This is a genomic window from Bradyrhizobium sp. CCGB20 (assembly GCF_024199855.1).
Classification (GTDB): domain Bacteria; phylum Pseudomonadota; class Alphaproteobacteria; order Rhizobiales; family Xanthobacteraceae; genus Bradyrhizobium.
Window position 1 is genome coordinate 7,880,382 of sequence record NZ_JANADN010000001.1, and the last position, 26,729, is coordinate 7,907,110.

Sequence of the window (26,729 nt, forward strand, 5' to 3'; positions counted from 1 at the left end):
CAATCGTTCCATCGCTCCCAGCGGGCCGTCCTCCGGCGATCATTTCGCAACGGAGCCGTGTCCGTCCGAATTGGTTGAAGCCGCGATTCGCCGCCATCGGGCGGTTGCGCAGCGCTGGCGGACGATCTGTCATCGCTGGAAAGTGCTTTCATCCTCGAAGACTCCTGTCGAGACATTCAAGCAGGACACTTGTTTCGAACGGCTTTCTGAGAAGGCAGAATGCGCCGATCGACATGGCCTCCTCGTCCAGTTGCTTGTGAGGAAGCGCAGTGATGAGAATCACCGGCGCTCCGACCTTCTGCTCCTGAAGCTCACGAACGAGATTGAGCCCGCCCATCCCCGGCATGTGAACGTCGGCGATGATGCAATCAAAGCTGAAACGGTCGACATAGCTCAGCAGTGCTTCCGCCCTGTTAAACGGTTCTGAGCGGTAACCGATCGATCGCATCAGATCCACCAAAGAGAAGCACAGGGACTCGTCGTCATCGACGACTCCTACGAAGGGGACCTTCACCTGACTTATCCTCGCAAGTCGGCAACATCATCGAAACGCGATCGCGACGAGGTCGACCGGCGTGTGAGCCGCTCCCTCGTTGATCAGGTCATTTCCGTCGCGACGTTCGACGCTTGCTCGCACGAGGCCCATTTTCGGTCTCCCCAAGTGAGGAAAATCCAATAGCTGCGCCGTCTGGTTGCGCAGGTGAGCCAGGAGCATGCGTTTGGCTGCCTCCCTTCACAATCTCACGATTGTGATGCACAAACCCATACTTTGGTATGGGTTTTCGGCGGACACCCGCGCCACCGACGACGACCTGACGAATAGCAGCAAGACGGCGCACTTTCGTCACGAGCAATCATTCTTTCCCGATGCCGCTCCGGCTGGCTGCACAGCAGCACAGGCGGCACTTGACCCGACACCAGATGGCCTTGAGAACTCGACAAAGCTGCTTGACGAAGAGCAGCTCGACCGCGTTTCGGTCGAGTCAGTCGATTGACGTGGCGCTCATGGGATCATTCTGATGAGGCCTGTTGTAGGGGACTCCTCCCGAGAGTACGTTGATGAGGGGTGATTGACACTCGGTGCGCCTTCTCCGGCGAGCGGCCGGCTGGTTCCGGAGTCCGGCAGATGAAGATATCCTCGCATCCCCCCTCGAACCGGGATACCGATCGCGAAATATTATGGGACGACGGCGAGCGCGTCTTTTGCCGCGAATGGCGTCATGACGCAAATGGCAACGTCACTAGTGTCTTGACCGTAAGGCCCGTCGCGGAACATCCGCCATCGATGGTCCTCGACCAGCTCGCACACGAATACGCCTTGCGCGATGAATTGAATCGAGCTTGGGCCGCGATGCCGCTGGAGCTAGTCCGCGAAGACGGTCGAACAATGCTGATATTGGAAGACCCCGGCAACCAGCCGCTCGAGCGTCTACTTGGCACGCCGATGAGGCTGGATCGCCTTTTGCGAATGGCTTCCGCCATGGCTGGCGCGATCGCGCAGCTGCATCAGAGTGGCCTGATCCACAAGGATCTGAAGCCGGCGAACATCTTGGTCGATGCAGCGGGCGAGATCAGGATTACGGGATTTGGCCTCGCGTCTCGCCTGCCGCGTGAGCGACAGCAACTCGAACCACCGGAAATGATCGCGGGCACCCTCGCCTACATGGCGCCCGAACAGACCGGCCGAATGAACCGGTCGGTCGATTCCCGCGGCGACTTGTATGCACTCGGCGTGACATTCTACCGAATGCTCACGGGAGCCCTGCCGTTCACCGCGGCCAACCCAATGGAATGGGTACACAGCCACATCGCAAGACAAGTTATTCCTCCCGCCGAACGAGTGAACGGCGTGCCTGGCGCCGTCTCGGCCATCATCGTGAAGCTCCTCGCCAAAACGGCCGAGGACCGCTACCAGACCGCCGCCGGCCTCAAGAACGATCTCGACCATTGCCTTGTCGAATGGGAAGCGCACGGCCGGATTGAGGGCTTTCCGCTCGGCCAAGAGGATCGACCGGACCGACTCCTTATTCCTGAGCGGCTATATGGGAGAGAGCGAGAGATCGAGGCCTTGCGTGTCTCATTCAATCGCATCGCCCGGAACGGTACGCCCGAATTGATCCTCGTGTCTGGCTCCTCCGGCGTAGGTAAGTCCGCGCTCGTCGACGAAATGCACAAAGCCCTGCTCCCATCGGGAGGATTCTTCGCGTCGGGCAAATTTGACCAGTACAAGCGCGATATGCCCTATGCGACGCTCGCGCATGCCCTTCAGGGCCTTATCCGAGGCCTCCTCGCCAAGAACGACGCCGATCTCGAGCCCTGGCGCAGGAAGTTACGCGGGGCGCTCGGCCACCTCGGCCAACTGATGGTCGATCTCGTACCGGAACTACAGCTGGTGATCGGGGATCAATCACCCGTTCCGGACGCTTCCCCACAAGACGCCCAGCGACGTTTTCGGCTTGTCGTTCAGCGCTTCGTTGGCGTCTTCGCCAACTCGGACCATCCCCTTGTGCTCTTCCTCGACGACCTGCAGTGGCTCGACGTGGCCACGCTGGATCTAGTCCACGATCTCTTGAGGCGATCCGATCTGCGCAATTTGCTTCTCATCGCCGCCTATCGTCACAATGAGGTCGACGTCAAGCATTCGCTGGCACAAAGGCTGGTCGACCTTCGTGCCTCCCGTGTAAGGGTGGTGGAAATCAATCTAACGCCGCTCACTCGCGCCGCCGTCGAGGAGTTCACGGCAGACGCACTTCACTGCGAGCTGGCATACGCCAGGCCGATAGCCCAGCTGATATATGACAAGACGGATGGAAATCCGTTCTTTCTAACGCAATTTCTTCGAACACTGGCCGAAGAAGAAATACTGACATTCGGTCATGACAAGGGACAGTGGCGCTGGGATCTCGAACGCGCCAAAGGAAAACGATACGCCGACAACGTCGCCGATCTCATGGTCGGCAAGTTGAGCGGTCTGCGCGACGAGACACGTCAGGCCTTGCTGGAGCTGGCTTGCTTGGGCGACGGAGCCGAGATAACGACACTCTCCCTCGTGCACGGAACATCCGAGCAGCGACTCCACACGGATTTGCGCGAGGCCACTCGTCTCGAACTGGTCCGGCGCCTCAAGAGCTCCTACACATTCGTGCACGATCGTGTGCGAGAGGCCGCTTACGCACTTCAGCCGAACCAGAATAAGCGGACGGCCCTTCACTTTCGGATCGGCATGACGCTGGCGGCGCAGCTGACTCCGGACGAAGCAAGCGAACGCGTCTATATCGTTGCCAACCAACTCAACCGTGGCCGAGCCGCTTTGACGCGCGGACCTGAAAGAGAAAGGGTTATTGCCGTCAATCTCGCTGCAGGCCGACGGGCGAGAAATGCGACGGCTTACCGCGCAGCGATATCCTACCTTGAGGTCGCCCGTGAACTGCTCGGAGAGGACGGTCATCCGCGATGCAGCCAGGACGCCTTTGCGATCGGCTTGCTCAACGCCGAATGCAAATTTCTGCTCGGTGACTTGAACACGGCAGAGGTAGAATTAACGATCCTATCGCAGAGCTGTTCGGATGTTCGGGCAAGCGCTGATGTCGCCAGGCTTCGGGCGCAGTTATATACCGCTGCGGGACGGCTCGAACAGGCGGTGGACGTCTGTCTCGCGTTTTTGCGCAAGGCTGGGATTGTCTGGTCGCCCCACCCCAGCCGCAGCGAGGTGAATGAAGATCGACAACGCCTCCGAGGTCTGGTCGAAGAGCTATCCGACGACCAGCTTCACGCCTTGCCGCCGATGATCGATCCGGACCATCGCGCAACGATGAGCGTTCTGGCGGACCTCGTCACGCCTGCGTTTCTCACCGATCGCAACCTATCCGACATCATGCTCGTGGAAGCTACCCGACTGACGCTCGAGCACGGGGTCAGTCCTGAATCGTGCTACCCTCTGACCGCCATATTCGGTGTGCTCGCGAGCAATTCGTCCGATGCCGAGCTTGGATTCCGACTGTCGCAACTCGGCACAGCCCTTGCCGAAAAGCAGCCGCAGATAGGATTGAGCGGCCGTGCACTTTTGGTATTCGGCCTCCATGTGACTCCGTGGATACGTCCGATCCGATCGGGACGGTCATTCATACAGCGCGCTCTTGCAATTTGCCTGACGACCGGAGATCTGGCTTTCGCAGCGTATTCGCACCGCGGGCTCTTATCAGTGGATCTCTTCTGCGGCGATCCGCTCATGGAAGTCTGCTCAAACGCCGAGCGGGCTCTGGCATTCGCCGAGGGTTTGGGCGTCCGGTTGGCTACGGAGGGCTTGGCCACCCAACGAAGTCTGGCGCTGAGTCTGATGGCACGCGATGGAGTGGACGGCTTCGAGATTGCGGGAGCGCCCCATCCCTCCGACGCGACCGAACCACTAAGCGCCTTCTTCCGCTACGCGGCGCAGATTCAGCTCGAGGTCATTGCCGGACGCGACGATGTCGCAATTCTCCTCGCTGAACACGCGGAGCAGCTCTCATGGTGCGTCCGGGCCTATTCGGATTTCACCGAGTACCGGTTCTACACGGCGCTCGCCCATGCTGCAGCCTGTCACGTATCGCCACCTGAGCATCGTGATCAACGCCTCGGCGACCTCCGCGAACACCACCGGAAGCTCATGGCCTGGGCGACCCGCTGCCCCGCAAACTTCGCCGCTCGGCACAAGCTCATCGCAGCCGAGCTTGCACGCGTCGAAGGTCGCGAACTCGAGGCGGAACAGTTATACGAAGAGGCGATCCACCTGGCGCAGGAAGCCGGATTCGTACAGATCGAGGCAATTGCTGCGGAGCGAGCAGCAAGGTTTTACGAGGCGCGTGGCATTCGAACGGTGGTTCTATCTTACTTGACGAAAGCGCGGGATTGCTACGCGCGCTGGGGCGCCGAGGCGAAGGTGAGCCAGCTCGAGCAACTCCATCCAGGCCTCCGGGGGAGAGGGTCTACGCCCAACGCGGCGGGTACGATCGGAGCCCCCGTAGATCAGTTGGACCTCGCGACGGTTCTCAAGGTATCGGAGACTGTTTCGGGCGAGATCGTACTGGAGAAGCTCACGGAAACCTTACTGCGCTCGGCTCTCGAACACGCAGGTGCAGAACGCGGCGTGCTGATTTTACTGAGGGGCTCCGAGCTGCGAATTCGGGCGGAAGCGGTGATCGGCGGTGGCTCGGTTGCGTTCAATTTAGCCGATTCCCCGATCTCCGCCGCCGAGGTACCGGTGTCGATCGTACATTACACGGTTCGGACGCAAGAAAGCGTCGTTCTCGATGATGCCTCGACGAACGTCGCGTTCGGCGGCGACGAATACATCGACCAAAAACGTGTCCGGTCGGCCCTGTGTGTCCCGCTTATCAAGCAAGGGAAGGCCGTGGCATTTCTGTATCTCGAGAATAATCTCGCGTCGCGGGTGTTTACCCCCGCCCGGATCGCCATCCTCAAATTTCTCGCGTCGGAGGCAGCGACGTCACTCGACAATGCTCGTCTGTATCGGGAGCTCCAGGAGCGCGAGTCGAGGATTCGTCGACTGGTCGAGTCCAACATCATCGGGATCTTCATCTTCGACCACACTCCCGACATCCTCGACGCCAATGAATCCTTTCTGAAGACCATGGGATATGACCGCGAGGATCTCAAGGCAGGCCGGTTGCGCTGGGCCAACTTGACGCCGCCGGAATGGCAGGAGCGCACCTCTCGCGCCAGGGTCGAGTTGAAGGCGACGAGGGTTGCTCAGCCGTTCGAGAAGGAGTTCTTCCGCAAGGACGGCAGTCGGGTGCCGGTGCTGACCGGCGGGGCGTTGTTTGACGACGAACACGAGCAGGGTGTCGCTTTTGTGCTTGATCTCAGCCAACGCAAGCAAGCCGAGACGGAGGCACGTGAGAGCGAGCGGCGATACCGCGAGGCTCAGATGGAGCTGGCCCACGCGAACCGTGTCGCGGTGATGGGGCAGCTTACTGCGTCGATTGCCCACGAGGTCAATCAGCCGAACACCGCTGTTATCGCTAGCGCGCAAGCGGCATTGAGCTGGCTCGATCACCGCCCGCCGGCGCTGGAACAAACACGCAAGGCGCTGACACGTACCATCGAGAACGGCATCCGTTCCAGCGAGGTCATTGGGCGAATCCGCGATCTCATAAAGAAGGCACCGCCCAAGCGAGATTCCCTGGCGATCAACAACGTGATCGGCCACGTCATCGAACTCACTCAAGTTGAAGCGACTCGGCACGATGTCTTCATCCGGACTGCATTCGCCGATCGCTTGCCCAAGGTCATTGGCGATCGCGTCGAGCTGCAACAGGTCACGCTCAACCTGATCCTGAACGCCATCGAGGCGATGAGTGGAGCAACGGAAGACAAGCGGGAGTTGCTGATCCAGACCGCGAGAGCAGACGCTGAGAGCATACTCGTATCGATCGCGGATTCGGGTCCGGGATTGTCTTCGGAGAGCCTCGAGCGGCTTTTCGAGCCCTTCTACACGACCAAGCCCGGCGGCCTGGGCGTTGGACTATCGATATGCCGCTCGATCATCATTGCTCATGGCGGCAGGCTGTGGGCGACTGCAAACGAACCACGCGGAGCGGTTTTCCAGTTCACCGTACCAATCGATGACGGACTTAGCGCCGGTTGAGACGCGCGGTGACGGGTGAGACCCGACAACAGCCCCGCGACGCAGTGGCGACCTCATTCGGCACGACTTCGAGGACGAACTCGATCAGGGCGCAGTCGATGCGGCGATCCCTCATCAAAACTAGGCGTCGAAATACTTTGCACGCCTCCACTCGCCGGGTGTTATCCCGACCTTACGCAAGAACACACGGTTCAGATGACTTTGATCCGCAAAACCACACTCGAGTGCGATCTCGCTGATCGATCCCTTCCCGCGTAGCAGGCACTTGGCACGCGCTATCTTCTGCTCAAGGAGCCATTGGTGCGGCGACGTTCCCAGTGTCCGCCTAAAGGCACGCGAGAACTGCCCTGTAGAAAGCCCGCATGCGCCGGCCAACTCTGCGACCGAGCGATCTGCACTTGCATCATCGAGAAGAAGCTCCTTGATGCGGGTCACCTCGTGGTCGGAAAGTTTCGATCCCACCATGACTTCAGGAAGGCGCAATCCGCAATGGGCAACAAGCAAGCGCATACGCAGTGCAGAGAACACGTGGTCGACGAATAGCATGGGAATCTCTGCCGGCCGGCTCAATGCCGGTATTACAGCGCGGGCAAGCGATGTCGCGACCTCGTCCCTGTACTCGCGTTCGACGTCGTAGTCAAAACCGGAGAAGGCAGAGCCAAGTTCGCGCGCGGTCTCGTCAAAGGCAAGATCTGGAACGAAGAAATTGAGCGCTTCGAACGGCGCCATGTTATCGCCCTCCCAATGATAGCGCATGTCGAAAAGGGAGATAGCTCCTGCTTTCATCGCTGGCCGCATGGCGTGATGACCATCCTTCCAGACGTCCTGTGCCTCGGGATGGTCCGTGAGATATACGGTCACCATGTACATGTTTTCGCGGAGATGCATTGAAGTCATTTCCGCGCCTTGTCGGCGTCTCAGGGTATGAACAGCGTTGAGGCCAGCCCTGGCGAATTTTGCGCCAGCGATCTCTCGAACGAGGCATATGCCGTCTTTGGGATCGGACAAGAAGTCCGACGGCTTCTCTCTCGCCATCCTGCTGTGATCTTTCATCGCTTAGCTCGTATTTGCTGGATTGATTCATCTCTCAAAAAACTTGACGTCCGTTTCGTCAGCCACCGCTCTCGAGATGACGTATGGAACCGGATTGGTCGTCGTCGCACCCGGTCAGATTCGTCCAAAACGAACGTCAGGTCTATTCAAGAACTATAACGCGGTCCTTGATAAGGTAGCGGCCGGAATGGAACGGGTCACCAGCATCGACCCCATGCTGCATCGCGACAAGGAGGCGACGGTGCTGAAGGGTCAGCTCGATGCTGAACTTGCGGAGCGTCGTGATGGATCTCTTCGAACTGAGGACAGCAGTCGATCTCCTTCGTGGAACCGAGCAGGAAAGTGATCGCAGGCTGCGATTGACGCGGCTCGGTGAACTCGCTGGGACAATCATGCACGAGGTGAATCAGCCGCTCGGCGCGATTATTTCGAGTGCCGACGCCGCCTTGCGCTGGCTCGACCGCGACACGCCCGACGTCGCCGCCGCCACGAGGTCCATAAGGCGCATCCGCGCCGTAGCGAGCAGGTCCGGGCGGACCATCGTGGACCTGCAGTCGTTGTCGTCGAACATCTTGATCGATTTTGCGGAACGGCCGTTGAACTCCGTTGTCGACGAAGCGCTTCAGATATCGAAACCGCCAATCAACCAGGCTGACGTTAGAATGCAGGTATGTTTGGATCGGAACTCGCCAATCGCAAAGATCAACAAGGATCTGATGCTCCGGGTGATGCTGAACCTCATCCAAAACGCGATCGATAGCTTGCTTGGAGTACCAGACCGTCAGAGGACATTGAACATTCGAACGTTTACGAGTTCAGAGATCGTGGTTGCCGAATTCGAGGACAACGGCGTCGGCCTTCCCGAGGGCCCGGCGGCGCATCTGTTCGATCCCCTGTACACGACGAAGAAGGGCGGCATGGGTCTGGGTCTCGCATTGTGTCGGCGAGTCGTTATTGCTCACGGCGGCTCCATCGACGCCAGATCCAATCCTTCCTACGGCGCGACGTTCGCTGTGAGTCTGCCGCGAGTGGGGCCTTAGCGATCGTCGCGGCTCGCGTAGCCCGCCTCCGTCGTACCCACGGTCGCGAGACGGCCGGGGTCTACTCGTATCCTGTCGGGCATTCATTCAGGCCAACGTCGTGGCAAAAATTGCGCGATCGCCTGTAACCAAAGCCAGACGGCGGCCGAAATATACTCGTTTGGATCACCGCGGCAGCCGCACAAGCGGGAACAGGTTCACCAGCTGCTGCACCGCAAGGAGGGAACTGTGGGATTATCTTGGCAACAAGGCCCGCTTTCAACGGGAGCAATCGGCCGTTTCCTCGTCTCCGAGCCGCTGCCCAAGCGACTGTTGTATGTCGAGCCGTTACGCCGGCGCATGCGCGTTCGCTTTGGAGGACGCTGGATCGCCGACAGCGAGCAAATCCTCTTGCTCTTTGAGCCCGGCCGCTATCCTGTGGCCTATTTCCCGGAAACCGACGTTTCCCCGCAGATCTTGGAGCGCACCGAGCATACCAGTCAACACGCGGATCTTGGGCCCACGTCCTGGTACAGCGTCCGGTCGGACGAGCAACACGTTGCGGCGCGAGGAGCGTGGCAGCACACAGACCTGCCCGCCCATGCGAGCGACTTGCAGGGTCTGGTCGCCTTCGCCTGGCGTGCCATGGATGCCTTTTACGAGGAAGATGAGCGCATCGTGGGCCATGCAGCCGATCCCTACCACCGGATCGACATTCGCCAGGCCTCCCGTCATCTCGTCGTCAACCATCAGGGCCGGGTCATCGCCGATACAAGGCGGCCCTTGGTCCTCTACGAATCCGGTTTTGCCCCCCGCTGGTACGTTCCACATGCCGACGTCGATGAGTCCGCCCTCACCGCGGTGAAACTCCAGACCTTCTGCCCGTACAAGGGTCTCTGCAGCTATTATTCCATCGGAGAGACACGCCAGGCGGCATGGTCCTATCCCGACCCCTATCCCGAAGTCCGCCGCATCTCCAATTTTGTGTCGTTCGAACCAGACATCGTGACGGTTCATCTCGATGGCAAGCAGATGCATCTCGAGCCGGGCCAGTCGGTCGTTCCGCACGGCCCAGATCGGAATCTCGACGTCGCCGAAATAGTCAAAGAGCCGGCGCCTAGTGGCCGGTAAACAGATGCTGCGACCAGCAGGAAAGGGCTTAAGCCCGTCGAAACGGAGCAGCACATGGCGCGACTTCTGTCAGTGAATGTGGGACTTCCGCGTAACATCACCTGGAAGGATCGCACGGTCCGCACCGGGATCTGGAAGGCTCCCGTGCATGGCCGATGTCGAGTTGGCCGGTTGAACCTGGACGGAGATGGCCAGGGCGATTTGAACGGCCACGGTGGTGAGCAGCGAGCAGTCTTCGTCTACCAGATCGATTCGTATCACTATTGGCAGAAGCAACTGAACCGCACTGACTTCGTCCACGGACAGTTCGGCGAGAATTTTACGGTCGAAGGACTGCCCGACGATGCTGTTTGCATAGGCGATCGTTATCAAATCGGTAGTGCCGTGTTCGAGGTCACCCAGCCGCGGGTGACCTGCTATCGCGTCGGCATCCGGACCAACGAGCCGAAGATGCCAGCATTGCTGACGTCCAGCGGACGGCCAGGGTTCTACTTCCGCGTCCTGAGCGAAGGCGAGGTCGGCGCCGGCGACGAAATCGTGAAGGTGGGCGAGGCCACCGAGCGAATGACGATCGCCGAGATCAACGCTCTGCTCTATTCGCCCGATCACCCGCGCGATCGGTTGGAACGAGCCTTGCGAATCGGAGCACTTTCGCCGGGATGGCGCTCGTCGTTTGAGGCGTTACTTCAGAGCCGGACCAGTGATGCGGGAGGGAGCGGCAATGCAGGCCTCGCCCCGGCAGCCGCTGCACATCCGGCCGCCCCGGGATTTCGCGCGCTCGTTGTTGCGTCGATCGATCGGGAGGCCGTGGATGTCGTTTCTCTTTCCTTGCAGCATCCGGATCATGAGCCGCTGCCACTGCCTCTACCCGGCCAGTACCTGGTCCTACGCCTTCCGAAAACCGACGACTCGCCGCTCATTCGCAGCTACTCGCTCTCGGGTCCTCAATCGACGGAGAACTATCGGATCAGCGTGAAGATCGAGCCGGGCGGAGCGGCCGGGAGCTACCTGAGGGATCACGTTCGGGCAGGCGATGTCCTCGAGGTGAGTTCTCCACGCGGAGGCTTTATCCTGCAATCCAGAGAACGACCGGTGGTGTTGCTCAGCGCAGGGATCGGAGCAACGCCCGTTCTGGCCATGTTGCACGCCTTGGCAGCGACCCGCTCGACACGACAAATCTTTTGGCTGCATGCCGCACGCGACGGGCAGCATCATCCATTCGCCGACGAAGTACGCCGCCTCATGCTTGCCCTCCCCCGAGGCCGCAGCTTTGTCTGCTACAGCAGACCGGATTCGCGCGACAAGCTCGGCAAGGATTTTGATGCTCCTGGCCACCTATCACGACCGCTCTTCGAGGACATCGGTATCCCGCGCGAGGCGGACGTCTACCTCTGCGGACCGGCTCGCTTCATGGCGGACATGAAACAGGCGCTCGCAGCATTCGGAACGACGTCGGAGCGCATTCACTTGGAACTCTTCAATGGCGGCGAGTCATTGATTCCCGGCATCGTCGGCGCGGCCATGCGAGCTCCGCACCCGCCCAAGGATGCCACCGACAGCGGCCCGCTGGTATCCTTCGCGCGAAGCGGCATCGCCGCCCATTGGAAACCGTCGGCTTACACGAGCATTTTGGAGCTGGCCGAGGCGTGTGACGTTCCGGTCCGCTGGTCGTGTCGGACCGGCGTCTGTCACAACTGTGAAAGCGGCCTGGTGTCAGGTGCAGTGGCCTATGACCCGCCGCCGCTGGATAAGCCGGCCGAGGGCAATCTCCTGATCTGCTGCTCGCAGCCGGTTCAAGACGTCATCATTGATTTGTAGATCGCAAGAATGAAGTCAGCGGGGCCAACATGAAGTTCTCGGTCGAGGTGATTACCGTTCCCGTAGAAGACGTCGAGCGGGCACTGCGTTTCTATGTCGACAGGGTTGGCTTCGTGCTCGACGTCGACTATTCGCCGAACGACGCATTCCGGGTTGTACAGCTCACTCCTTCAGGTTCCAGTTGCTCGATTCAGATCGGCAAAGGGATCACCGACGCGCCCGTCGGATCACTCCGCAACGCGTATCTTGTGGTCACTGATTTGGAGACTGCGCGCCGCGACCTATTGGGACGCGGTGTGCAAGTCAGTGATATCAGGCACAAGACGCCAATTGCAGCGTGGGACGGCGGCTTCGCCCCCGGCCTCGATCCGGCGCGCGGGAACTACGCCAGCTTTGCCGATTTTTCGGATCCGGACGGAAACCGCTGGATGCTCCAGGAACGAGGCTACCGCACCGCTTGACGGATGCGACAGCGTCAACGGCGTCATGTTGCGCGATGTCGCCAGGACAGGAGGGCCGCGACACCCGCTTCATGCGGAGTTCGCCCGCCAGCGGATCGAGCTGGCCAACAACGTGTGGAGACCGGCGTGGCCGCGCCACAAAGCTTCGATGACACCGTGATTTCCCTGGCAATCCAACCAGCGGGACCGCGACACCTCCGATTTGTGCTAGTTGTCGTGGTGGTCCTGTGTCTCGCTTTCATCGCACTTCTGCCGTTCCAGCACACGCAACTCCCGGAGTTCAACGCGATAGAGCCATCGGTCGCTGCCGTGATGTCGATCAACGATCTCATTACGTCGGTTCTGTTATACGCCCAATGCTCGATCGTTCCCTCGCGCAGATTCCTGGTGCTGGCAACCGGCTATCTGTTTACCGCATTGATCATTATTCCACACGCTCTCACGTTTCCCGGCGCATTTACGGTGACCGGCCTGATCGGCGCGGGCCCGCAAACATCCCCATGGCTCTTCTTCGCTGCGCACTTCGTCTTTCCAGCCACGCTGCTGTGCTACGCGCTGCTAAGGGGTACAGACGACGAAAGTCCTCTGCCGCCGTCCTGGGCGCTATCTGGAATCTACGGCAGTATCGCAATTGTGGTGTTCTCTGTCGGCGGACTTACACTTCTGTCCACCGCCGGCCACGAGTACCTGCCCACCATTGTAAGCGATAGAACGCACGCCATTCCGGCTCACCTGACAATCATCAACGTATCTATCATCGCTCTTACGGTCATCTCTCTTGCGGCGCTGTGGACCCGAAGGCGAACCGTGCTCGACTACTGGCTGATGTTGATCTCGATCGCATTGATCCTGGAAGAAGCATGCTTTTCGCTTGCGGTTCTTCGCTTCTCGGTCGGCTTCTACGCAGGACGCGTGTTTTGGCTCTTCACCTCGATCGTCGTTCTGCTGCTGCTACTCCTGGAAATAACCAAATTGTATGCGCGGCTTGCGCGTTCCTACACGCTGTTGGAGCGCGAACGAAACAACAAGCTATTGAACATCCAGGCGACAGCAGCTTCGATTGCCCACGAAGTGAGACAACCCCTGACGGCGATTGTTGCGAGCGGCGGCGCCGCGTTGCACTACCTCGAAAAGACGCCGCCCGATCATGAGAAGATCCGTAAATCCCTGCGCAGAATGATCAGCGAAAGTGAACGTACCAGCAAAGTGTTCGACGGCATTCGCGCTCTGTTTGGAAGAGTCGATCAGAGACGAGAGGCAGTCGACGTGAACGAGATTATCCGTGATGTGCTGAAGTCCGTTGAAGGGGAATTGTCGGACAATGAGATCGCCGTCTCGTCCGAACTGAACGAGCTGTCCGACCTTGACGGCAATCGAACTCAATTGCAGCAGGTCATGTTCAATTTGGCCCACAATGCAATTGAGGCGATGCAATGCATCGCGCATCGAAGGCGGGCACTGCGGGTGAGGACCGAGCGACGTGTTGATAGTGCAGTCACAATCGTGATGGAGGATACCGGCCCCGGAATTGATCCGACCCAGCTCGACAGCATCTTCAATGCATTCGTGACCACGAAACCGGCCGGGATGGGATTGGGACTGGCTATTTGCCGACAGATTATCGAACGGCACGGCGGCCATCTTATCGCATCGTCAGACGGCAGCAGTGGCGCGAAGTTCGAAGTTGTGCTCCCGGCCGAACCAGCCAAGAGCGCAGGTCGAAGCAATTGACACCACGTGGCCGGGGCCGGTTGAGATGAACGAGCATGTTTTCGAGATCGCGCGGCATTCAGAGGTCCACAGCCCCTGAATATTGTGGTCGCCAGAGGAGCTGCTCACCCTGAGCCTCCGACAATGAGGTGCCACCATGTTCCGCTTTTCGCCCCGGACACGCTCGATCCGCTCCGCCGCTGCGGGCCTTCTCCTGGTCGGCCTGCTGTCGTCCGCGAATGCATCCGCCCGAAGCACGTCCCTCGAAATCTTGCCCGATCTGCCGGCGCGTGGGGCCGAGCATATCGCATCCGCCGAGCCGACGTCGCGCCTGCCCTGGCTCGCCCCGGTCGGCCACCACCAGCCGCGCAGAGACGACGTGCCGCCATCGAGCCCACGGTCGGCGTCCGAGAATGAGCAGCAACGACTCGATCAGATCCTTAATCGCAAGCTGATCATCTGCCGTGGATGTTGAGGTGATCCGGCCGCTTCGCGCTCGGCCGCCTAAACGTCGTCCGCGCCAGGCATCGCTTCGGTGGTCTCGGCCAGTTCCAGGTCGTCAATCGTCGCCGGGTTCTGCGCCTCCTTCCGCCATTGCGCAGGCGTGATGCCCATGTGGCTCTTGAACGCGCGCTGGAACGCCGCCTCGGACAAGTATCCAACCGCTTCCGCGACCGCTCCGGTCGAAATCGGGGATTTCCTTAGCTCGTTCGCGGCGAGGGTCATTCGGATGTCCGTCAGCAGGTCACTCGGCGAACGACCGAGCTTTTCCTGGAATTGACGGGCGAGTGTCGCACGCGACATGTTCGCGAGTTGCGCGAACTCGGGCAGTGTCCACGGGCGTGCCGGCTCGTTGAACATGGCTCCGACCACCGGTGCCAGTCGGGGGTGACCCGCGAGCGCAAGCAGCCCCCGCGGCGCGTTCCCGGCCTCGCTGGCGAGGCGCAGCACCAGCGTAAACATCGCCGTCGATAGTGCGTTCAGCATCGCGCGGCCTCCAAGATGATCGTCCGTCGTCTCGACACGCATCAGGGCAACGAGGCCTGCAAGTTGCTCCGCCGTGTCCGGCTGTCCGGCTCGCGCGCCGGCGCTGACGATGAGGATCGGCGGCAGATAATGGCGCAGCAGCCGGTCGTGCGGCGGGGCGATCGCGAAGTGTCCGCACAACAGATCGAGCCGCTGATCCGAGCCGGGATTTTCGCTGATCGTAAAATTGAGTGACGCCCGGTTGCGGGCCTTCAGCGGCGCAGCCCCGCTGCCGTCGTGCATGACGTGCCGGGGGTTGCTCGGGAGCAGCGCAATGTCGCCGGCCTTGAGCTGCAGCGGCCGGCCTCCCGCTGGATTCTCCAGCATCGCTGAGCCTACCAGCACCGCATGGTACGGGATTTCGTTGGCCTCGCCTGGTCCCTGCTCGATCCGCCAAGGCGCGCCATAGGAGCAGCGCAGGTCCAGACGACCGCGCACCGGCATCATCTCGAACAGTCGGCTCAGCCAATCCATCATATCCCTCGGTCACTGCCCCGACATGAGACGAATGAGCATATAAACGCGCCTTTGAAGCATTCAATATCTCAGACCCGCACCATATTGTCACTCCGCAATCGTTCACCAACCCAAGCAAGGAGTGCCACCATGGCCCGTCTTTCCGTCCCCAACCTCGAAGTTGACGCCGGCCCGTCCGGCCAGGTCTATGCCCAGATCAAGAAGGCCATCGGCAGCGTGCCGAACACATTCGCGGCCATCGCCGCCCATGGCCCGGCCGCTCTCAAGGCCATCCTTGCCGCCGACACCGTGCTCGCCTCCGGCGGCCTGACCAAGTCCGACAAGGAGATTGTCAAGCTCGTCATCAGCGAGGCCGCCGGCTGTGACTATTGTGTCGCCGCCCACAGCCATCTCGGAAGGCTCGTCGGCCTGCCGCCGGAGGTGGTGAAGCAAATCCGCGATGGCTTGCCCACTGGCGACGCCCAGCGTGATGCACTCGTGGCTTTCGTCGACAAGCTCGCGCGCACAAGTGGCACGGTCAGCGACAAGGATTTCGCCGCGATCAAGGCCGCCGGCTACAGCGATGCGCAACTCGTCGACATCAGCCTTGCCTTTGCCACCACGGCGTTCACCAACATCTTCAACCGCATCAACGACACCGAGATCGACTTCCCGACGGCCGCGTAATCCGACCGCATGTCGTCGACCATCGCAAATCAGGATCACGATCATGACTACACTTGCAAACACCAATTCCGCTCAAAGTTCTCTTGTCCGCGCCTTGCGCCAATCCGGCCTGCTCGCAGGAGATCTCGACTATCAAGTCGTTCGCGCGGCGATGGTGATCATGTTTTTCTTCTTCGGTTACCAGAAGTGGTTTCCATACGAATTCGAACGACTGGATCCATTCATCAGTAACGGCCCGCTGATCTGGTGGCTCTATCCCGTATTCGGCCATGCCGGCGCCAGCTATTTCCTCGGGCTCTCGGAGTGGACGTTCGGCGCGCTGCTGCTCGCAGGCTTCTGGAGCCACTGGCTCGGCGTGCTTGGCGCCCTCGGCTCGACCGGCACCTTCATCGCGACCGTCACCATCATTCCCTTCATGCCGGAGGGCTGGGATGTCGCTGCGGGAGGTTTCCCGGCGATGACGGGTAACGTGCCCTTCCTGATGAAGGACGTCGTTCTGCTCGCTGTCTCTTTCTATCTGTTGAGGCAGGACCTGGCTCGCCTGGCGCGACAATGACTGGAACGTTGACTACGAGCCTCACCAGCGAGCCTTCCCGCTCGCTGGCACTTCCCCGCGCAAGCGAAAACGGGATCGAGGAATGGCCGCTGATCCGGCCCGCAGACGTCTGGCAGCGAGCGGCAAGTCATAGCGCGGCGCAAGAAGACCTCGCGCTACCGATGTCCTGCACTGGCCAACAGTCGAGAACCCATACTTCGGTATGCGATACGGCAGCACAACCGCTAGGTTGTGGTCAGTCCTGTCAGTGGGCATCGTACGACAAGCAGTGCGTTCGACGAAACTCTCGGCGAGCTGGATCTGACCGCGGGCTTCTCACTCTCCGAGGAATCGCCACTCGGAACCGACATGTTCTCGCCGTCGGGTACGCCGTCCAAATCTATCTTTGTAGCTGAAATACAGCACAACCAGGCGAGGCGTACCATGAACACGGACCAGAAGGTTGTTGTCGTTACGGGGGCTTCGCGGGGCCTCGGCGAAGCAATCGTCGAAGCATATCGCCGCCGCAACTATCGCGTTGTCGCAACATCTCGATCGATCGCACCATCTTCCGATCCTGACTTTCTGGCAATTCGCGGCGACATAGCCGATCCGGAAACTGGAAGGCGTGTCATCGAGTCTGCTTTGGAGCGATTCGGACGTGTTGACACGTTGATCAATAATGCCGGTATCTTCATCCCCGGGTCGTTCGAGAAATATACCGAACAGAATTACAAAGACGTTCTCGCAACCAACCTGAACGGCTTCTTCTTCATTACGCAGCGTGCCATCACGGCGATGCTGGAGCAAGGAGGGGGGCACGTCGTCCAGATAACGACCACCCTGGTCGAATACGCCAACTCGAGCGTCCCTGCGGTTCTGGCGTCGATAACCAAGGGCGGCCTCGCCGCCGCGACGCGTGGTCTCGCAATCGAATACGCCTCCCGCGGCATTCGCGTTAATGCGGTGGCTCCCGGCATGATCAAGACACCTCTTCACGCTCCCGAGACGCACGAAGCCGTGGCATCGCTGCATCCCCTCAAGCGGATGGGTGAACCCGAGGATATTGCGCAGGCGATCCTCTACCTGGAAGACGCCAGCTTCGTAACCGGCGAAACCATTCACGTTGATGGTGGCCAGATCGCAGGTCACTGATTCAGAGACTGCCGCTGCAATTCGCGGGCAAGCCCATCTCTCTCGAGTTATCCCACCGGCGGAGCCGTCGTCATGGCGACGCTCCTGTCTTTTTCAATAGGAGGACACCATGAACTTCATCATCGATACGCTCGGCCGTTCGGGCCTGCTGCGGCGCGATCTCGATTATCACCTGCTCCGTGCCTCGATGGTGATCATCTTCGCGTGGTTCGGGTACGACAAATGGTTCGAATCCGAGATCAAAGGGCTGCTTCCATTGATCACCCACGGCCCGTTTATCTTCTGGACGATTCCGGTCCTGGGCATCGGCGGCACGAGCGTTCTTCTGGGAGCTTCAGAATGGACCTTTGGTTCGCTACTGCTCCTGGGATATTGGAACAAGAAACTGGGTGTACTTGGCGCTCTCGGCTCCTGCTGCACCTTCATTGCAACCGTTACGATCCTGCCATTCGCTCCTGACGCCTGGGATCCCGGCGCCGGAGGGTTCCCAGCCATGGGAATGGTCGCCGCTTTCCTCTTGAAGGATCTCGTCTTGCTGACTGTCTCTGTCTATCTGCTGAAGCAGGATGTTCAGCGAGTCATCGCGGCGCGCGGGAAACCGACATTGGCCCGAGAAGGTAGCATGTTGTCCGCTACGAACTAAGAAGCACTCGCAAATCATGATCCACACCGTCGTGATGGTGGGCTGAAACGATACGCATCGAGCGACGTCGGACATTAATGAGAAAAGGAACACGGTATGATCTCCGCGGCGTTTCCGTACCAAAAAAAGCGACGGCAAGTTCTGGGCAGAGAGATGGCCTACGTGGAGGTGGGAGAAGGCAACCCCATTGTGCTGCTGCATGGCAATCCCACCTCCTCGTACCTGTGGCGCAACGTGTTGCCGCATCTGCAGCCACTCGGACGCTGCATCGCCCCCGACCTGATCGGCATGGGCGATTCAGACAAGTTGCCTGACAGTGGTCCCAGCTCGTATCGCTTCGTCGAGCACCGCCGCTACCTCGATGCCCTGCTCGAGGCCTTGGAGGTACGCGAGCGAGTTACCTTGGTCATCCATGACTGGGGCTCGGCTCTCGGCTTCGACTGGGCCAATCGCCATCGCGAGGCCGTAAAGGGAATCGCGTTCATGGAGGCGATCGTGGCGCCGCAAGGTAAGGACCACTGGGACAAGATGGGAATGCGTCCCGCCTTGGAGGCGCTGCGCTCGGAGGCCGGCGAGACGATGGTGCTGCAGAACAACTATTTCATCGAAGAAATCCTGCCGAACGCCATCCTGCGAAAGCTCTCCGCCGAGGAGATGGCACAGTACCGACGGCCGTTCGCCGATCCTGGCGAGGGACGACGGCCGACACTGACCTGGCCCCGGCAAATACCAATCGAGGGCGAGCCTGCCGACGTGGTTGCGATTGCGACCGACTATGCGAACTGGCTGGGGAAGAGCAACGTGCCCAAGCTGTTTCTGAAGGCTGAGCCCGGTGCGATCCTTGACAATCATACGCTGGTCAACCTCGTGCGTGGGTGGCCGGCTCTGACCGAGAGGAGCGTGGCGGGAATCCATTTCGTCCAGGAAGATTCGCCGGACGAAATCGGACGTGCGGTCGTCGACTGGATGAAGACACTCGGCTAAGAGGCGCCAGTAAGACCTGGTGCATCGTCGGCACCCTTGGCGATTAGGACTCATTCGTCCTAATCGGTAGCTGCCCGGATCAATCCCAAAGGAGGCAATGCGCTCCTGCCTTAGAATGCGAACTGGGTCCGCATTGCTACCGCATCAAATGTCGCGCCGGTGTCTGCCGTTGAAGTCGGCGACTGTTGCTTGGCGACGTCGCCGTGCAGATAGTCCAGCATGAAGCGGAGATTGCCATTGACGTACCAGTTCAAGCCCGCTGTGTAGACGGTCTGCCGACCGCCTGCGACCCCAGTTGCGGTTGCCAGCCTGTCATTGAGATTGATCGTCGAGACACGGCCTGCGACTTCCCAAGCGCCCCAGCCGCCGCCCCGCAGCGAGAATGGATCCGCCGGCTTAACGCCGCTGTACGAGGCAGTTGACGCATTGTAGGTGCGGGTCTCGCCGGTCAGCACATAGCTTGCTTGCGCATAGCCCCCCTGAAAATGAAGGCTCGGTGCACCGATCGGCGCCAGTCCCGTCGATGCATCGCGATCGACATTGTACCAGTAATACTCACCCTGGACGTACAGCGACCCATAGCTTGCCGCGGCTTCGGCACCGTAGACCTGTACACCCGAGGCGTTGGCGATTGCGCTGGTCGAAATCAGCGCGGTCGGATCGATCCGCAGCTCTGGACGATCGCTGAACGAAACCGTCTGCGCGTTGGTCACAAGATTACGCGGCGGCTGGATCAGCCACTCGGCGTTGGCACCGAGGTGCAACGAGTAATTGTTGCCGCTGGCGAGCTGGCCCGCAGCGCGGGCTACCGCACCATACTGTTCGGTGGATCCCGCAGGCGTCACGCTGGAAGCGGAATGTATTGAACCCGTGGTCGGACCGGTGACGTAACCGCCGACCCAGAACGAGTCGTTCCACCAGCGCGTACCGAACGTCGAACGGAAATCTCCGGCGGCGACATTGACCGCGATGACCTGAGCTGACGAGCGTTCCAGGAACGTCGTTTCGTTGGAGCTCGTGGCCTCGTCGATCGTCCATGGAATGTCCATGATGCCGCCTTCGATCGCCATCTTACCGCCGAACGGCTTGAGGCCCGTGTAGCTCAGGTAGGCATTCTCAAGTCCCGAGACGCCCCCACCCGGGAGAGACCCCGGCGCCGCGCCGCCGAAGCCATCCGACGAACCGCCAAAATCATAGACCAAGGCAAAATTCCAGTCGCCGAGGAATTTGCCTGCGATGCCGATGCGCGCGCGGCGGACGTTCTCACCAGAATTCAGTCGTTGCGGCGAGGTCGCCGCCGTGTTTGGACCGTAATCGTAACCGCCGACATCCCAATGCAGGCGGCCCGTGATGCCGATGCAGTTCTCGCCGTCGGCGCTGCAGATGGTCGGCCGGTTATTCGGCATCGATACGAGCGCGCCGGAATACGGCACCGGAGCTTTCGCTGGAATCGTAACCGCGGTTCTTGCTGCCGCCTTTGCTTCGGCCTTTGCATTCGCCGCGGCCGCCGCACTCGCTGCCGTCTCCTTCTGGAGTATATCCAGCCTGTGTTCGAGCAAAAGCAATTGCTGCTTCAAGGACGATATCTCCGCATCGTTACCGCCCGCGTTCGATGCGCGCGCTGGTTGAATCGAGACTGACGTGAGCGCGGTTGCCGTGAGCATCATGGTGGATGCGAAACGATTGATGTGCATGTAAGACTCCAAACGGGGCTCAACTTGGGAGGCCTCCGCAGTTGGCGAGAACGTATTTCAACAGTGGCAAGCGGGCTCGCCGCAGAAACCCAAACTGCACGACGGCTCGTTGAACGAGACGTTGTTGTCGTGCTCGATCACGTTGGCGAACCGCTTGCGGAACGGCAGGATCACTACAACACTGGTCGCCCGCACAGCGGGATGACTGCATCCCCGGTGTCGTTCGTCTTCGTGCTTAGCTTCGCCACCGCCGAATAGCCTCGGTTGCAACGCCAGGCAAATCCGGTGCAGCGATCTGAGGCTGAGGGAGGTTATCGACGAGGAGCGGCGCGTTCCCGGCACGGGTGATCAAAGCACCTGAGTAGCCGACGCTCTGTGCACCGATTGTGTCCCAGACATGAGCCGCGACCATGCAGAGCGAGGACGGTGCAACGTTTAGTTCTTCGGCCACGAGATGATAGCCCTGGGCAGCCGGCTTGAAGCGACGGACCCGGTCGACACTGAAGGATCTCTCAAACCATTCGGCAATGCCTGCATTTTTGAGCGGACTGGCCTTTGGATCCGGAGGGGAGTTCGTAAAGCTTACCAGACGGAAGCCCGCCTCCTTCAGTTGCTTCAGTCCCGCGAGAACATCGGGATGAGCTGGCATCGTCAGCATTCGCGTGCGGAGATCATCGATGTCCGATGCAGTTACCTTGGCGCCATAGATGGTGCCAAGCATCTTCAAGATCCCTTGACCGAGATCGAAGAAGGTAAGGTAGGGGCCGGACAGCGTTACTGCGTTGGAATACAGGATCAGTTGATTGAACCACTCTCGCATGATCTTTCGATCATTGAAAACGCGCTCAAACACCGGACTGATGTACTCTATATCGAGCAGTGTTTCGTTGACATCGAACACGAGGATCGAGGGTGCGTCGGACGTTTCCTTGGCGGCGGCGGCGTTCGCGTGGCTGGTATTCCCCATGAGGTTCGCAGTGATCCCACCGGCGGCGGCGATGCCGAGTCCCGACAAGAGCTTACGACGCCCAATCGACCTGGGGGTTTCGTCCTGCATCATGGTTTACTCCATTGGATATCGGCTGATTTCAGCAGCGGTCCGCCACAGCATGCGGTCGGTTTGTCAGTCCTGGTCGCCTGAATTGTCGGTTCGTCGCGGCTTCTGAAGATCCAGCTGCTTGCGCAAAGCGGCAACGTCATCCGGGTTGAGCGGCGGAGCTCGGTTGCCCCAGCTGTTCCGAACATAGGTCGCAACATCCGCTATTTCTCGATCGGTGAGCTTCCATGAGAATGCCGGCATGCTCAACGGCGACGGGCGGCTCGGCGTGGCCGCGATGCTCGTTCCTGCCAGGATCAGGTGCTCGAGGCCCGTGGCATCGAGTTGTTGGACCATGGCATTATTGCCAAGAGGTGGAAACAAACTTGGCTGTCCCTTGCCATTCTCCAGATGGCAGGAGGCGCATGCATCCGAATAGATCTCATGTCCGCGAGAGATCGAGGCTGCGTCGATCGCGACCGCGGATTGCGAAGAAGGACCAGCGGGAAGACTCTTGAGGTAAACTGCAATGGCGGTACGATCCGCATCAGTCAGAAGTGATGTCGAATACGTGACTACGTCTGCCATCGCGCCTCCCGCTCCTGCATGAGCATTGCGACCAGTCTTCAAATATTCGGAGATATCGCCCTCGCTCCAGGCGCCGAGCCCGGTGCGAATGTCACCGGTCAGGTCCGGGGCCGTCCAGTTGTCGATCACGGCGCCGCGGAATTCATGACCAGCCTGATCGGCCCCGAACGCGTTCTTTGGAGTGTGGCAGGCGCCACAATGGCCGGGACCATTGACCAGATAGGCTCCCCTGTTCCAGACCTCCGACTTCTCGGAGGCTGATGCAAAGCTCCGGGTCTTGAGAAACAGCAGATTCCAACCCGCGACGAGGCTACGGAAATTGAGAGGAAAGATCAGCTGGTTCGCTGGCGGCGTGTAGTGGACCGGCGGCGTTGTCTTGATATAGGCAAGCAGCGCATCGTCGTCCGCGCGGCTCATGGTACGAAACCACGGGTAAGGAAACGCCGGATAAAGGTTCTCGCCATTCGCCCCATGACCATCGTGCATAGCGCGATAGAACTGGTCTGGCGTCCACCGCCCGATGCCGGTTTCGGGATCTGGTGTAATGTTGGAGGAATAGATGACTCCGAAGGGCGTCTTGAGTCCGAGTCCACCAGACAGCGGCTCGCCGCCCTTTCGCATGTGACACGAGACGCAATCGCCCGCGCGCATGAGCTCCTGCCCATGACGTAGAATCTCAGCACCGGCGCCATCGGGGATCTGAACCGTAAGAACCGAGAGGGCCGTGATGACTGAGGAGGGATTGCGCGGCAGTGCTGGCGTCTGACCTTCGGCCCAGCTGATCGCAGCGAGCGCAGCGACACCTAAACCCAAGACCGTGGTCTTGAAGAACAACGAGCGCTTCATGCGTGCACCAGCGGACCTGGCGTCTTCAGATAACGCTCAATGATAGCCTGCGCGGCGTGGTAGGTAAGAGCCGCAACGGTGGCAGTCGGGTTGTAACCGGGGTTTTGCGGGAAGGCGCCCGCCCCCATCGAGAACACGTTTGGTACATCCCACGACTGCAGATACTTATTGATGACACTGTTCTGCGGATTATCGCCCATGATGGCGCCGCCCGTGTTGTGGGTTGTCTGATAGGGGACGACGCTCCAGGCTCCCTTCCGGCGATTCTCTTTGATTTCGCGGGGATTCATCGCTCGCGCGATTTCTGCCGCCCTGTCGGTGAGGTAATTCGACATCTTCAGGTCGTTCTCGTTGAAGTCGAATGTCATTCGCAACATGGGCCGGCCGAATACGTCGCGGTAGGTCGGGTCGAGATCCAGGTAGTTCCCACGCGAGCTCATGCTCGAGCCATGGATGCTCAGATTGAATGAGCGCAGATAGTTTTTCGCGGCCGAATGCTTCCACTCCAGGCCCCAAGCCGGCGTACCCTTGGGAGTGTACATCATCTCGATGGGACGACCGCCGGTGACCATGCCAGCGATGTACGCACCACCGATGAACCCGAGGCCCGAGTGATCAAAGTTGTCACCGTTGAAATCGTCGACCACCGTCGCCAGCGCGCCGGCACCAATGAACGGATTGATGATTTTGTCGTCGAAGAACACATTGACCGACGACATCGTTTGGTAGGCGTAGTTCTTGCCTACTAAACCGTCGCCTGTCTTGGGATCGTATGGCTGGCCGATGCCGGACAGCAGCAACAGCCGCACATTGTGCAAGATGTACGCTCCGAGAAAAACCATCTCGGCCGGCTGGAAGAACTCCTCCCCGGCGCTGTTCACATACGTGACGCCGGTAGCCCTCCTCTTGTCGGGCGTGAGCTCGATCCTGAGTACCTCGCACTCCGTGCGGAGCTCGAAGTTTGACTTCCGCATCAGATAAGGAAGCACCGTGGTCTGGGGGCTCGCCTTCGAATAGTTTCCACAGCCAAACTTCTCGCAGAAACCGCAGTAGGTGCATTTACCCAACTGACAACCCAAGGGGTTCACGTAGGATTGGCTGAGGTTACCTCCGGGATGCGGAAACGGGTGACGGCCGAGCGATGCTGCAGCCTGCCCGAATAATGTCGGGCCGTAAGTCTGCTTCATCGGCGGCGTGGGATATTCGTCCGAACGAGACCCTTCAAATGGGTTGCCACCCGGCTGAATTTGTCCTCGAAGATTGCCCGCCTTGCCGCTGGTGCCGCAAAGCTTGTCGAAAGCGTCATAGTGGAGCTCCAGCTCATCATAAGTGACGCCCCAGTCCTGCACCGTCAGGTCGTAATCGGTGACCGCGCTCTTGCCATAACGCTCCTGGTTGTGGCTCTTCGTCTCGAAATCGCTTGGAAGAAAGCGCCAGATCTGACCGTTCCAGTGCACGCCGCCTGAACCGACACCAGTCCCGAGCAGGAATGAACCCAGGTGTCGCATCGGCAGCGCTTCCTGGTTCACATGGTTTCGAATCGTGAGGGTGTCATCCGATACATTCTGAAACAGGTGGTGGCGCCACATGTAACGCAGCTCATCTTGCGCGAAACCCGTCGCAAATTCGGTGGAGGTATCTCGCCATGGGCCTCGCTCAAGCCCGAGAACGTTCAGTCCCGCATCGCAAAGTTGTTGACTCATGATGGCGCCGGTCCAGCCAAAGCCAACCATCACCGCATCAACCGGCTTCAGAGTCGTAGCCATGCTCAAGCCTCCCGCCAGCCGAGGCGACCCTTGAAGCCCACCGGCGGATAGGGCACGCGCTCGCCATGCCGCTCCACCCATTCGCTGTAGTCGTAGTGAGCACCAGGAAAGCCGATCATCTTCCAGGCGGCCATATCCTTGTTGCCGCCATAGATCGGATCGGAAAAATAGCCTTCCTTGGTATTTTGGAGCAGCATCGCGAAAAACATTCTCGCGTTCACACCGCCGTCGAGCTTGATGCTCCCGGCTTCGAGTCCCTTTAGGACCTTGTCCTTGTCACTCGCGCCGAGTCGAGCGAAGGAGGCTCCGTTGAATTGTGCCGACGTATAGCTGTCGATCGCCTTGATCGCGGCTCGATACAGTTGTGCCGGGGAGAAGCGCATTTGATAGCCCTGCTCCGGCGCGCCCTCCTTCCAGGGGCCGCCGAGATAGTAGTGGTCGCCGCGCCCAAACAGGCCGGCCAATTGGCGGTCCAGGAAGAACGGTACATTTGCTTCGACTGCTCCTGGCCCGACGGCATCAGCCGGAATCAGTTGGTCGACGGCCGCTTCGATGAACGCCCGCTCTTCAGCCGTGAAGAATTTGAAGTCCGTGCCTTGTGTATCTGGTGGTGAATCGGCGGCTCCATCCTGAACCGGCATTGATCCACGATAAGAGCGCGGGGGCGCACCCAGTTCGCCGTCGCGTATTGCAGCTGCTGCCGCGGTAGCTGCTCCAATCATTGCGCCGCCGAGAACAAAGGAACGGCGAGCGAATCCTGGATTCTGTTTTGTCATTCGCTATCTCCGCGATCAGCCGCGTCCTGCCTTTTGAAAGATAACGACAACCGGCCACTACAATGATGAGACATTGGGATCGACGTCGATAGCTTGTCAACGAAGCCCATGTTGGCCACGCGTCGATTGCAGCAAGTTTGGCAAAAGCGCGCACATCCAGAGACGATTGCGATTGTTGTTGCGCTCGATGACGTTGTTGATCGCGAGTGGCAGTGAGCCAACAACACCGGAAGCCATGGCAGCCGCCCCGGCTCCCTGACGGCTTTCCTTGGGGGCAAGAATCGATCGACCAGTGCTTTCCGATGACGCCTTGACGCGGGCCGCGTCGAGCCTGCGCCGCTCTCGGATCATCGAAGGTAAGCCGTTTCCACTTGGCGCCACTTGGGACGGACTTGGCGTGAACTTCGCCTTGTTCTCCGCGCATGCCACCAAGGTCGAGCTTTGCTTGTTCGACGACGCCGGCGAGACGGAGCTCGAGCGGATCGAGCTTCCCGAATATACCGATGAGGTCTGGCACGGCTATTTGCCATCGGCCCGTCCCGGCACCATCTATGGTTACCGGGTTCATGGTGCTTATCAACCCGACGCTGGACATCGGTTCAACCCCAACAAGCTCGTGCTCGATCCCTATGCCAAGCAGCTGGTTGGCCAATTGCGCTGGGGACCGGAGTTGTTCAGCCACAGCCTGCGTTTGGTCTA

General features: G+C 59.9%; 21 protein-coding genes and 1 pseudogene. 14 read left to right on the top strand and 8 right to left on the bottom strand.

Features of this window, described 5'->3' with window-relative positions; all coding sequences use genetic code 11:
* Positions 1-148: 148 nt before the first annotated feature.
* Entirely contained in the window at positions 149-514 is a 366-nt protein-coding gene (locus NLM15_RS37065) for a response regulator transcription factor (protein WP_254122937.1), read from the bottom strand.
* A gap of 199 nt (positions 515-713) precedes the next feature.
* Between NLM15_RS37065 and NLM15_RS37070 the strand changes: the two genes are divergently transcribed.
* Positions 714-995: a hypothetical protein gene (locus NLM15_RS37070; RefSeq protein WP_254122939.1), complete on the top strand. Its 282-nt coding sequence runs from the start codon at positions 714-716 to the stop codon at positions 993-995.
* Between the two features lie 131 nt (positions 996-1,126).
* The gene (locus NLM15_RS37075; protein ID WP_254122941.1) at positions 1,127-6,646 is read left to right on the top strand and encodes an AAA family ATPase; all 5,520 of its coding nucleotides are present in this window, start codon (positions 1,127-1,129) and stop codon (positions 6,644-6,646) included.
* A gap of 120 nt (positions 6,647-6,766) precedes the next feature.
* Here NLM15_RS37075 and NLM15_RS43690 read toward each other — a convergent pair whose 3' ends face one another.
* A complete protein-coding gene (locus NLM15_RS43690; protein ID WP_305887441.1) occupies positions 6,767-7,699 on the bottom strand; it encodes a helix-turn-helix domain-containing protein in 933 nt (310 codons plus the stop codon).
* Positions 7,700-7,983: 284 nt separating this feature from the next.
* On the opposite strand from NLM15_RS43690, the gene NLM15_RS37085 reads away from it, so the two are divergent.
* The 6 genes from NLM15_RS37085 to NLM15_RS37110 all read left to right on the top strand — a co-directional run bounded on the left by NLM15_RS37085 (position 7,984) and on the right by NLM15_RS37110 (position 14,313).
* A complete protein-coding gene (locus tag NLM15_RS37085) occupies positions 7,984-8,739 on the top strand; it encodes a sensor histidine kinase (RefSeq protein ID WP_254122943.1) in 756 nt (251 codons plus the stop codon).
* 228 nt (positions 8,740-8,967) lie between these two features.
* Complete coding sequence (locus NLM15_RS37090; protein ID WP_254122945.1) at positions 8,968-9,849, top strand: DUF427 domain-containing protein; 882 nt, start codon at positions 8,968-8,970, stop codon at positions 9,847-9,849.
* Positions 9,850-9,903: 54 nt separating this feature from the next.
* Positions 9,904-11,667, top strand: coding sequence for an MOSC and FAD-binding oxidoreductase domain-containing protein (locus NLM15_RS37095; protein WP_254122947.1), 1,764 nt, complete (start codon positions 9,904-9,906; stop codon positions 11,665-11,667).
* 29 nt (positions 11,668-11,696) lie between these two features.
* Entirely contained in the window at positions 11,697-12,128 is a 432-nt protein-coding gene (locus NLM15_RS37100; RefSeq protein ID WP_254122949.1) for a VOC family protein, read from the top strand.
* A gap of 126 nt (positions 12,129-12,254) precedes the next feature.
* Positions 12,255-13,859: an ATP-binding protein gene (locus NLM15_RS37105; RefSeq protein ID WP_254122951.1), complete on the top strand. Its 1,605-nt coding sequence runs from the start codon at positions 12,255-12,257 to the stop codon at positions 13,857-13,859.
* A gap of 136 nt (positions 13,860-13,995) precedes the next feature.
* The gene (locus NLM15_RS37110) at positions 13,996-14,313 is read left to right on the top strand and encodes a hypothetical protein (RefSeq protein WP_254122953.1); all 318 of its coding nucleotides are present in this window, start codon (positions 13,996-13,998) and stop codon (positions 14,311-14,313) included.
* A gap of 29 nt (positions 14,314-14,342) precedes the next feature.
* On the opposite strand, the gene NLM15_RS37115 is transcribed toward NLM15_RS37110, so the two are convergent.
* The gene (locus NLM15_RS37115; RefSeq protein ID WP_254124608.1) at positions 14,343-15,338 is read right to left on the bottom strand and encodes a cupin domain-containing protein; all 996 of its coding nucleotides are present in this window, start codon (positions 15,336-15,338) and stop codon (positions 14,343-14,345) included.
* A gap of 132 nt (positions 15,339-15,470) precedes the next feature.
* On the opposite strand from NLM15_RS37115, the gene NLM15_RS37120 reads away from it, so the two are divergent.
* The 5 genes from NLM15_RS37120 (at position 15,471) to NLM15_RS37140 (ending at position 19,324) form a co-directional block, all read left to right on the top strand.
* Positions 15,471-16,007, top strand: coding sequence for a carboxymuconolactone decarboxylase family protein (locus tag NLM15_RS37120; RefSeq protein ID WP_254122955.1), 537 nt, complete (start codon positions 15,471-15,473; stop codon positions 16,005-16,007).
* Positions 16,008-16,050: 43 nt separating this feature from the next.
* Positions 16,051-16,563 (top strand): YkgB family protein, encoded by a 513-nt coding sequence (locus NLM15_RS37125; RefSeq protein ID WP_254122956.1) that lies wholly within the window; start codon positions 16,051-16,053, stop codon positions 16,561-16,563.
* Between the two features lie 423 nt (positions 16,564-16,986).
* Positions 16,987-17,697 (top strand): SDR family NAD(P)-dependent oxidoreductase, encoded by a 711-nt coding sequence (locus NLM15_RS37130; RefSeq protein WP_254122958.1) that lies wholly within the window; start codon positions 16,987-16,989, stop codon positions 17,695-17,697.
* A gap of 109 nt (positions 17,698-17,806) precedes the next feature.
* Positions 17,807-18,340, top strand: a complete 534-nt coding sequence (locus tag NLM15_RS37135) for a YkgB family protein (protein ID WP_254122960.1) — start codon at positions 17,807-17,809, stop codon at positions 18,338-18,340.
* A gap of 96 nt (positions 18,341-18,436) precedes the next feature.
* Positions 18,437-19,324, top strand: coding sequence for a haloalkane dehalogenase (locus NLM15_RS37140; RefSeq protein WP_254122961.1), 888 nt, complete (start codon positions 18,437-18,439; stop codon positions 19,322-19,324).
* A 110-nt stretch (positions 19,325-19,434) separates the two neighbouring features.
* On the opposite strand, the gene NLM15_RS37145 is transcribed toward NLM15_RS37140, so the two are convergent.
* The 5 genes from NLM15_RS37145 to NLM15_RS37165 form a co-directional block, all read right to left on the bottom strand.
* The gene (locus NLM15_RS37145) at positions 19,435-21,018 is read right to left on the bottom strand and encodes an OprO/OprP family phosphate-selective porin (protein ID WP_375166905.1); all 1,584 of its coding nucleotides are present in this window, start codon (positions 21,016-21,018) and stop codon (positions 19,435-19,437) included.
* Positions 21,019-21,253: 235 nt separating this feature from the next.
* Positions 21,254-22,078 (bottom strand): haloacid dehalogenase type II, encoded by an 825-nt coding sequence (locus NLM15_RS37150; RefSeq protein WP_254122962.1) that lies wholly within the window; start codon positions 22,076-22,078, stop codon positions 21,254-21,256.
* 63 nt (positions 22,079-22,141) lie between these two features.
* Positions 22,142-23,488 carry a cytochrome c gene (locus NLM15_RS37155; protein WP_254122963.1) on the bottom strand — a complete coding sequence of 449 codons (1,347 nt, stop codon included), beginning with the start codon at positions 23,486-23,488 and terminating at the stop codon, positions 22,142-22,144.
* A complete protein-coding gene (locus NLM15_RS37160; protein WP_254122964.1) occupies positions 23,485-25,254 on the bottom strand; it encodes a GMC family oxidoreductase in 1,770 nt (589 codons plus the stop codon). Before NLM15_RS37160 ends, NLM15_RS37155 begins: the two co-directional genes overlap by 4 nt.
* 2 nt (positions 25,255-25,256) lie before the next feature.
* Positions 25,257-26,030 (bottom strand): gluconate 2-dehydrogenase subunit 3 family protein, encoded by a 774-nt coding sequence (locus tag NLM15_RS37165; RefSeq protein ID WP_254122965.1) that lies wholly within the window; start codon positions 26,028-26,030, stop codon positions 25,257-25,259.
* Positions 26,031-26,310: 280 nt separating this feature from the next.
* Here NLM15_RS37165 and NLM15_RS37170 point away from each other — a divergent pair.
* Positions 26,311-26,718, top strand: a pseudogene (locus NLM15_RS37170) (glycogen debranching enzyme GlgX); the annotation flags it as partial.
* Between the last annotated feature and the right edge of the window lie 11 nt (positions 26,719-26,729).